Origin of the sequence: Aureispira sp. CCB-QB1, assembly GCF_000724545.1 — a bacterium.
Classification (GTDB): domain Bacteria; phylum Bacteroidota; class Bacteroidia; order Chitinophagales; family Saprospiraceae; genus Aureispira.
Window position 1 is genome coordinate 147,993 of sequence record NZ_JHBV01000021.1, and the last position, 9,200, is coordinate 157,192.

Genomic DNA, 9,200 nt, shown 5'->3' on the forward strand with positions numbered 1-9,200 from the left:
TTAAACAATTTTAAACTTAAACAAAATCATAAAAAATGGAAGCTATTAAAGAGCTAATTCAATTTGCAGCAGACTACAGAGACGATTCCAAAGACTACATCAAAGAAGTCTCAAACATTGTGAAAACAAATGCACATAAAGGCGTCTTTGAAAAAGTATTCAAACAGTGGGTTGTTGCTTCGGTTGCCAACTTGTATGAACCTGACAAAAACACCAATCCTAAATGTTTGGTTCTTTGCGGTGGTCAAGGTACTGGCAAAACTAGTTTTTGGATGCAATTATTCACCCCTTCTCACTACTATTTCAGTGGTCATGTTCACCTACAAGATAGAGACAGTTCTATCCTATTAACAGATACTTTCTTTGTGATACTGGATGACCAATTCATCACTTTAAATAATGCTAAAGAATGGGACGATCTTAAAAAGTTGGTGACAATGCCCACTATTAGAGTTAGAAAGCATTATCAAAAAGAAGCTAAAACATACAATCGAATAGCCAATTTTTGTGGAGCTAGCAATCTACTTGCAAAGAGTATCAGGTCTTGCAACAACACCTTTATTCCCTTTGAATTAACAGAAGCTATCGACATTGACAAGCTGCGTAAAATTCCTATCCATAAAATGTGGGGACAAGCTTATAAGCTATATCAAGAAGGTTTCTTAAATCAATAATCAACACCAATTCAACATCAAATAACAACAATATGATTCAATACATAAATAAACATTCAGATAGCAAGACACAAGCTATTCAAATTACTGGTGTCAAGTTTCAAGACTTTTTCTTCCGTCCTTGTGTTGGCTTAAATTTTTGGATTAGATGGGGTCGCTATTGCATTGATTTAAGACCTATTTGCCAATATCTAAAAATTAAACCCTTCTACATTATAACTAGAACCCAAACGGACTTTGAAAAGGCTATTGAGCCTTTCATTAAAAAGCTTCCTTGTGACCCTTTTCTATTTACTATTCAAGATGCAATCCACGCTTATAAAGAGAAAGAAAAGATACATAAAAAGCCCTCTAAACAAGATGATAATTTACCATTCTAAGATAAAACATAAGATCATGAACTTAATATTCACAGAACAAATCAACAAAAAGCCTAGCTACTTTATTGAAAAAATATCCAATTCATTGCTTTTAGGTATGGATGAATATTTAAAATACTTGGCGTTATACGAAAATAAGTTTGGTAAAAAATGGGATGGTGCCTTAAGTGCTATGAAGCCTAAAAAACATAGCATTAGAGAAGATAAAGCAGATCGTTGGAAAGTTGGAATGCTAATACACTTTATCATCAATCCATACAATTCTAATCGTTTTCAATTCGCTCCTACCCTACCTGTTACAGAGCTTCAAAAAATACTCATACTCACAGTTGATGTGCCTAGTATAATGGTTTTCGTTGATGGTCGAAAACTAGACAGATTTGAGGTTGAAGAACTGGCGATTAATGATGGCTTTGACAACCTAGAAGATTTTATAAACTATTTCAAAGGTAAGCAGGATTTTGAAGGTAAAATAATTCATTGGACTCACGATTTTAAATACTAAAAATATGCCTCCTTATCACTTATTCACTAATACAACTAAAAACGATTTTCTACAGTTAGGATTTATTACTCTTTGTGATAGCCCTGAACATGACTCTAGAGAACATTACTTTGAACTTAAAATTGATGATGTTCTTATCCGTATTGATACATGGGGAGCAGTAACGGCAATCATTGAAGAAAAAGGATTTAGCATCACTTTAATTGCTGATAATATAGACGAATTAAAAGATTGGATAGAGTTTATAACGCTAATGAACAAATAAAATCAAAAGGGGCTGTATAGTTCCAGCTATACCTCCCCTATGACAACTTTAAAGACCAAAAATATGACAACTTTTATTAAAAATCCTTATTCAGAGGTAAGAAAGAAACTAAGCTTTAAAATTTTCAACAATCGACTGGATAAAACCCTAGACGATAAATTCAAGCACAAGAAGTTTTCAGAGCGTTTTGCCATGGCTAATGCTTCCTTTCTAGGATTGGGCTTTATTGCTCAAATCGCAAGCCTTACAACGGCATTTACCATGCTGTCTTTTTTGTTTGAGAACATTAATATTATTGTTCGTGTCGCCTGTTCTATTGCTTTGGTTATAGCAATTGAATTGATAAAACGAGAAAGCACCAACGATGTAATGAAAGGGCTATTTCAATACAAAGAAATTGAACGCTTCCCTACCCTCCTTGCGCTGATCGCAGTAAGTACTAGTATTTATATTTCTGTTGAAGGGGCTAAAATTTTACCTTCATTTTTTATTGCTGATGCTGTAGAAGAAAAAGCCATTTTAAAGACTCCCAATTCTATCAAAGAAGATTTTAACAACAGAATAGCAGATAAGACAAACGAACGAAACCAAGCTAGAGAAACAAGGCTTTGGCAAGGTCGCCTAAAAAGTGACGATGCAGAAAAAGTAGAAGAACACAACGAAGATATAAAAGCCTTGCAAGCTCAAAAAGATGAAGCTTTAAAAGAATTAAATCAATACAATGAAGCTGCTAAAATTGCCGCTAATGTAGCTTTTCAAAAGGCTACTTCGCAAGTAAAAAAGGAACGAGCAGAACTAAGTAAAACACTTGTTATTACTGCTATAGTTTTTGAAGTTCTCTTTGTACTTTGCACCTGTTTTTCTTGGTGGTATTATACCGAATGCAGGAAAGAACGAGTAGAAAAGACACCTCCTACCGAAACTAGTCAAGTCACAACCAAAGACATTGATAAACAAGAAGAAAGAACTACACAAGTCACACAAGAAACTAGTCAAGTCACAACAAGTACTACACCAGTCACAGGGGAACCACGACAAAAGAAAAAACCAAGCTTTATCGACTATGAGGAAGTACCGCCCGAAACTAGTGAAGTAACAACACGAACTATTGAAGTTGATGGAGTAAAGCAGGAGTACACCCGTGTATGTCCAATATGTGATACTAAATTTGTACATAAAAATATGTCTCATAAATACTGTAAACGGTCGTGCATGTTGGAGGCTAGAAAAAAACGACTGAAAGGATAAATAATAAAAATAGACTATCTAAAAGGTAGTTTATTTTTTCATATCAATTGTTTATTGAAATAAAATCATATTTTTATTAAAACAAATAATAAAAATATGGACACAAAAAGTGGGCTAATAAAAAAAGTAAAAGCAGGGCTAATAAAAGCAGGTTTTCCTCTTGAACTAAATATTGCTAAAATATTAAAGGATAATGGATGGTTACTTTCTTTAGGAAGTTATTATTTAGATTTTGAAACAGGAAAACATAGAGAATTTGATATAGCAGCAGAAAAAATAATTAATGGGATAACTATTAACTTAATGATTGAATGTAAAAAGTCAAGTGATAAACAACTTATTCTTTATGCTCCAAGTTCAAAAAGTATACTTAAAAGTTCTATTTTTTCATCATGGTTTAAAATTTTCCCTCAATTAAAGAGAAATAATAATGTTACCATCTCTTCAACAGAAACAGTAATTAAGGCATTTAATAAATTAGAGCTATTCTCAAAAGATCACTCATTTTCAACAAATACAATTTTCACAAAAGGTGATAAAATTTTACAAGATAATGTTTCTTTTTTTAGCTCTCTTAATGGTTTAATCAAAAAGTCCATTCATGTTGGAGGTGATGGCTATAACACAACAGGTTTCCGTAGTATTTTCTTTTATATCGTAATTTATGATGGAATTATGTTACAATTATCTCCTTCCGACAAAGAAGATTTTGACCTAAAAGAAATTGATTATGGTCAATTAGAATTTGATTATCATTTTAAAGTCCCCCCTGAATACTATGAAACTTATGGAGATGATATTAAAAGCTTCGGACAAAAATATATTATAGAAATGATGTCTCCCAATTATTTTAAATCTTATCTAAATAAAATAAATAAAACCATAGAGGGAGTAAATAAAGATTCCCTTGAAGGTTGGGGAGAAGATTGGCCTTCATTTTTATAAAAAAATTTCCTTTAAATAGATTTAAAACACCTCGTTTTTGAGGTGTTTTTTTATGCCCCAACTAAAAATAATTCGAATTACGCCACAAAATGAAGGGGGATAGAGGACAAAACCTTTTTTTTTATATAGGTCTGATATAGCTTTGTATCCATTAATAACAAACTATAAAATCATGGAACAACAAGCATTAACCATCAACCTAGATTATCCTTTCCAAACTCTTCTACCTGCCAAACAACTCATTGTTGATATTACTAGAGAACTAGAAGATCATAACATCATTTCCACTATCTCAGATCGTATCAGTTTAGATTTTGGCAGCTTTTCTATTGTCATAACATCTGAAACACCATGCCGTGCTATCTTGGAGATATTACGCCCTATTTTCGAACAAACAAATATAGAAGTAGAAGCCAAAATCACTTTAAAATTTGGTGAAGGAAATTTCATTGATGATGTGCCACTTGCTATGGGAACCAATTGTCAGAAAGCAGATAAAAAGGTCTTTGAAATCGCTGCTGATAGGCTTCGAAAAAACACACCTCCTAAACATGGATTCCTCCTTATTTCCTATACAAAGAATGGTCAAGAAGTTGACTTATTCACCGAAAAGGGAACACCAAAACAAAAAGAACTAATTGACATGTACATGCTCTTAGCATCAAACCTCATGTAAACAATAAAAACCTTATCCTAATCCATTAAAATTAAAACTCATGAAATTTTTAAACTTTATTAAAATTGTTGTTGGAATACCTTTTTTCGCTGTTATAGGCGTTTTTACTGCCTTGTTCTGTTTTGTCCTAGACTCCTTCTTTACAAGCTCCCAAAATCCACAAAAAGAACAACACAAACAAGACTTAAACGAAAGAAAGCAGCAGTACAAAAAGGACGTTAAACCCATTGTTATTGATGATCTTGCTCAATATCTCAGCAGCTCTTTAAGTTGGGAAGATGAACAGCAGTTCACGCCAATTAATCAAAAGCAACGCCAACAGAAAAAAGCCCTTGCAAAACGCCGTAAACGCAAGAAACTGGCTAAAAAGAGTCGTCAACAAAACCGCAAAAAATTCTAAAACTAATCCATAACCTATTAAAACCACTATTATCTATCATGGCTAAACTATTAAAACTTACCAAAGGCAAACAAATCCAATTAGAAGGCAATAACTATCAAATTGCTCGTTCCATTAACATCAATGTGATTAAACCCAAAGAAGCTCCTAGCAAGCAAGAAGCGGTAAAAGGCAATCATCAAACAGATGTGCAACCTGATCGAACCAAACACATTGCTTGTGCCATCATCCAAAAGAAAATAAAACAGCTCGAACAGGAGGAAAATAATGCCCTTTGCTCCATTGATGAGGATGATGTCTTGTTCTTGTTTGACAAAGGAGAAACAACTCCCAAAACAAGCTTTTCAAAGCAAGTTGAACGAACAACAGAAATTGTCGATTTAAAAGAAATCCTAAAACAAATTCAAGCCATTTAAAAAAGAAAATAAACGCCATTTCCAAAACATTTTCAAAAGCCTACCAAAAGAAAATAAAAACGCTACCAAAAACAAATAAATGCGTTTAAACGCTACAAAAGCCCTTTTTTCGGTTTTTACAATGTTTCGCCAAAAGCGTTTCCAAAATGGTTGACAAAAGATTTTCAAAAAATAAAAAAACAAATTAAAACCCATGAACCAAAACGAAAATAAAGAACCCGAAAAAGAGCCTTTAGAGGACGAAAAGGAAGAACTAGACGACTTTCCCTTTTTAGAGGATGAAGACGATAGTATCAGTCCAGAATTAGACCAGTTCATGAAAGAACAAGAAGCAGATGAAATAAGCAACGATTATGATAATTTGATGAACAATTGGGAGGAGGACGAAGAGGAAGAGTGGGACGACATCGAAGAAAACGAAAGCGATCCATTAACCGAATTTGAAGGAGAGCCAAGCAGTGATCGTGAACCACCAACGGAAAAAGTAGAGCAGATAAAGGAACGAATCAGTAGTGAAAAGAACAGCAAAAATATAGAACGATTAGGAGCTAAGTTTTTAGATAAAGCTGATTTTTTCAAAGCTAGCCTTTGTAGTAAATTAAGTGGGCAACACATGGCTGAATATGTGGCAGATGATGAAATGAAAGCCATTTTAATTGACTGCATCAAAGAATATCTAGCGACTAAAGAAGTTTCCGAATTATCACCATTTGGTGCATTGATGGCAGCTTTGGCAATGTGGACGCTTCCACCTTTGGGAATTGCTTTGTTGGATCGTTTTCAACTAAAGAAGGAGGAAAAACAAAAGACTTCAACTAACTTAAACCAAGCAGCTACAGAAACAACGACTGTTGAAGCAGTAGAAGTAGAGGACGAGGTACAAGGAGAAGCTCAAACGGATTATTCTCATTTGAAGGAATTCCAAGAAAAACGAAAAGTATTTTCTGTCAATGCTGATGGTAAATACAATCGTGTACCGAATGGAAAAACCTATATCAAAGTTGACATTGCAGACGAATTCCCAAGCCCAGAGATTCAAGAATGGTTAGAACAAGGCAAAAAAGATCGGGAAATTAGAAAACTCTTAGGCTATGGACAATAAACCTGTTGTTATCACTCATTTTGGTAGACCACATTCAGGCAAAACTTATGCTATGGAACAGTTTGCTAAAAATGCTAAACGAGAGACAATTTTTGTCTACAATGCAGGAAGAAAACAGGATTGGGAAGGATACCTTGTCATTAAATTAGATATTGACGAGAAGGGCAAAAAATTGATGTTTGAGTACAAAGGTAAAATGTACGACTTTCAAAGTTCGTTCATGCGTTTATTTAGAGGAAAAAAAGTGAGAGCTAGAAGGGGGAGACACCGCAAAATTAGAGATTTGCTCTTTTTAGAAATGACTGAAGAAGGCTATGAAGGAACCTTCTTTATTATAGATGATGCCGTGGGTATTATTGGCAGTCGTCTAACTTTTGAAATGAATTCCTTGTTCTTTGGTTCCAAACATGTTGATATTTGGCTTGGAGTAATTTTTCACATGCCTAGCCAATTTCCCCTTAGAGCATGGGGAGCCTTGACCTTTGCCCGCTTTTTTATCAACAATGTTGTTCCTTCTTTCTCCAGTCCTAAAATACCCCATCGTCAAAAGATGGTTGCTGCCTATAACAAATTGCAAAATGCGCCTAAATACAGCTATTGTACTTTAGATATGAACTCAGGCAAAATGACCTATGTTCCATATAAGAAACCCAAAAAGAAACCAATTAAAAAACAAACTTCAAAACCTAAAAAACAATAAAAACCATGTCTATTTTAGATCAATTAAATCCAAAAGCACAATTCAAGAAACTATTTTTTAAACGCTTGCCACAGATTAGAGAAGATTTAAGCATGATGCTTGATGCTTTGTTTCTAGAAATGGCAGACAAGCACCAATGCAATCCATTTGAAATGACCTTGCTTTTACTCAAGATGAAACAGCAAGCGGTTGGTAAATTCTTTGATGGCAACAAAAACGAAATTGGAGCCTTTGACGCAGGAGCATTGATTCAAGAACTTTTCATCAAACAATTAGCAACCATGCCTGAAATGATTAAGGGCTATGTACTGGATGAATTGGGAACAGAAGATACTACTAAAATGGTCTTAAAAGCCTTAAAGAGTAGACGTTTGTTAATTCATTATGGAGAAGATGATGAATTTGTCTTTGTGGAGGTCACTAAAAAAGGCAACAAAGTGATTGACCTAGACGATTTTTTTAATACATTTGATTTTTAAATCTTAATCTTAAATACACACATTATTATGACTGTCAAAGATACCTCTTTGACCGTTCAAACTCCCATTCCTCAAAAGCATTTAAGTAGATTCAGAGCAAAAAAAGGCATTTACCTCATCCGCCGAAATGACACCGTTTTATACATCGGTGCTGCTAAAAACATTTACAAAGCTGTTATGCGCCTGTTTCAAAAACAGGGAGCGTTAGCTCATTTAGACCGTAATAATCTAAGTTTTGAAATTATAGAGACAACCCTCTTATTTCGAAACATAGAAACGGTGCTAAAACGCCATTATTTGCCCGAATTCAACAAAAGAATTCGTCCAATAGGCAAACAGACCAACTATGAAAAAAGGCATTACAGGCAGCTTTTAGAAGCTTATTTAAATCAAACTCGATTTGAAGCAAAAGGAGAACACAAAACAGACTTAAACTCTCTTAAACCCACCTAAAAAACATGAGTAATTTAATTCCTGTTCTCGGTAATGGTCACGGCGGTATGATTGGCGGCGTGTACCAAACCAAGGGCAAACGATTCACCTTTGAAGATGGAACAACCATCTACGAAGGGGAATACAACCGAGCCATCAAAGCTCGTGTTATGGAGCAATTAACAGCCAAAGGAATTCCTTTCTATGATCTAGTTCCGGAACAAAAGGATATTCACATGAGTACAAGAATTTCAAGAGCTGATTACTTGTACAAAAAATCTAAAGGAAGAACCTTTTTGATAGACATTCATTCCAATGCAGGAAAGGGAACAGGTTGTGAAACTTGGATTTGTTGGAAATCTAGTTCCAAAACTAAAACCTTAGCGAATTGGACAGAAGCTTTGTTTTTAAAACATTTTCCCGAAAGCAAATTTCGAGGGGTCAAACGTAAAAACTTTGATATTCTAGCCTTGACCAATAACCCTGCTATTATCCTAGAATTGTTCTTCATGGACAATGAACAGGAATGCAAGAAATATTTACTGACAAGCGAAGGGCGGGACAGAGCTGCTGCTTATGTAGTGGATATTATTGAGAACTTTATTAAATACCACTCTTAACCATGAAGGATAACATTCAATTTGGGTTGATTCTATGTCTCTTTGGCTACATTATTTTTTTGCAGCAATGTAAACAGCCCCCTGGCCATTTACAAACCACGCAACCTCGAATAGATACAATTGTAAGAATTGATACCACAGCTCCACAACCAATAGTTGTTCAGCTTCCAAGACAGGAAATCCCTAAACCTATTATTATTTATGTGGATAGCTCTGGACAAACGGTGCCAACGGCTAAAATTGATACTTCTAAGCATGAAATAGCACAGTTATATTGCAGTATACCCCAAAATTAGGACCACTAGTTAAGTTCGCAAAAAAAGCTTAAATTAGTGCTTATGAAGAAAAGAAAATTCAC

The 9,200-nt window shown here is 34.4% G+C and carries 15 protein-coding genes; all 15 read left to right on the forward strand.

The features are described from left to right. Nucleotides 1–35 precede the first annotated feature (35 nt). Complete coding sequence (locus CG11_RS10055; RefSeq protein WP_052595724.1) at nt 36–674, forward strand: VapE domain-containing protein; 639 nt, start codon at nt 36–38, stop codon at nt 672–674. A 32-nt stretch (nt 675–706) separates the two neighbouring features. Beyond that, on the forward strand, nt 707–1,054 hold the full coding sequence (locus tag CG11_RS10060; protein WP_052595726.1) for a hypothetical protein: 348 nt from the start codon (nt 707–709) through the stop codon (nt 1,052–1,054). A 16-nt stretch (nt 1,055–1,070) separates the two neighbouring features. Next, nucleotides 1,071–1,559: a hypothetical protein gene (locus CG11_RS10065; protein WP_156039724.1), complete on the forward strand. Its 489-nt coding sequence runs from the start codon at nt 1,071–1,073 to the stop codon at nt 1,557–1,559. A 4-nt stretch (nt 1,560–1,563) separates the two neighbouring features. Then, entirely contained in the window at nt 1,564–1,824 is a 261-nt protein-coding gene (locus CG11_RS10070) for a hypothetical protein (RefSeq protein ID WP_052595730.1), read from the forward strand. A 63-nt stretch (nt 1,825–1,887) separates the two neighbouring features. Next, nucleotides 1,888–3,072, forward strand: coding sequence for a hypothetical protein (locus tag CG11_RS10075; protein WP_156039725.1), 1,185 nt, complete (start codon nt 1,888–1,890; stop codon nt 3,070–3,072). Between the two features lie 96 nt (nt 3,073–3,168). Continuing rightward, the gene (locus tag CG11_RS10080) at nt 3,169–4,017 is read left to right on the forward strand and encodes a hypothetical protein (protein WP_052595733.1); all 849 of its coding nucleotides are present in this window, start codon (nt 3,169–3,171) and stop codon (nt 4,015–4,017) included. 172 nt (nt 4,018–4,189) lie between these two features. Next, nucleotides 4,190–4,693: a hypothetical protein gene (locus CG11_RS10085; protein WP_052595735.1), complete on the forward strand. Its 504-nt coding sequence runs from the start codon at nt 4,190–4,192 to the stop codon at nt 4,691–4,693. A gap of 40 nt (nt 4,694–4,733) precedes the next feature. After that, entirely contained in the window at nt 4,734–5,093 is a 360-nt protein-coding gene (locus tag CG11_RS10090) for a hypothetical protein (RefSeq protein ID WP_052595736.1), read from the forward strand. 38 nt (nt 5,094–5,131) lie between these two features. Continuing rightward, nucleotides 5,132–5,509: a hypothetical protein gene (locus CG11_RS10095; RefSeq protein ID WP_052595738.1), complete on the forward strand. Its 378-nt coding sequence runs from the start codon at nt 5,132–5,134 to the stop codon at nt 5,507–5,509. A gap of 193 nt (nt 5,510–5,702) precedes the next feature. Next, nucleotides 5,703–6,611 carry a hypothetical protein gene (locus CG11_RS10105; RefSeq protein WP_052595742.1) on the forward strand — a complete coding sequence of 303 codons (909 nt, stop codon included), beginning with the start codon at nt 5,703–5,705 and terminating at the stop codon, nt 6,609–6,611. Next, complete coding sequence (locus CG11_RS10110) at nt 6,601–7,311, forward strand: hypothetical protein (protein ID WP_052595744.1); 711 nt, start codon at nt 6,601–6,603, stop codon at nt 7,309–7,311. The genes CG11_RS10105 and CG11_RS10110 overlap by 11 nt, the downstream gene beginning before the upstream one ends. A 5-nt stretch (nt 7,312–7,316) precedes the next feature. Continuing rightward, entirely contained in the window at nt 7,317–7,790 is a 474-nt protein-coding gene (locus CG11_RS10115; protein WP_052595746.1) for a hypothetical protein, read from the forward strand. Between the two features lie 27 nt (nt 7,791–7,817). Continuing rightward, nucleotides 7,818–8,243 (forward strand): hypothetical protein, encoded by a 426-nt coding sequence (locus CG11_RS10120; RefSeq protein ID WP_052595748.1) that lies wholly within the window; start codon nt 7,818–7,820, stop codon nt 8,241–8,243. Between the two features lie 5 nt (nt 8,244–8,248). Further along, nucleotides 8,249–8,842, forward strand: coding sequence for an N-acetylmuramoyl-L-alanine amidase (locus CG11_RS10125; protein ID WP_052595749.1), 594 nt, complete (start codon nt 8,249–8,251; stop codon nt 8,840–8,842). Between the two features lie 2 nt (nt 8,843–8,844). Continuing rightward, nucleotides 8,845–9,138, forward strand: coding sequence for a hypothetical protein (locus tag CG11_RS10130; RefSeq protein ID WP_052595751.1), 294 nt, complete (start codon nt 8,845–8,847; stop codon nt 9,136–9,138). Nucleotides 9,139–9,200: the final 62 nt, after the last annotated feature.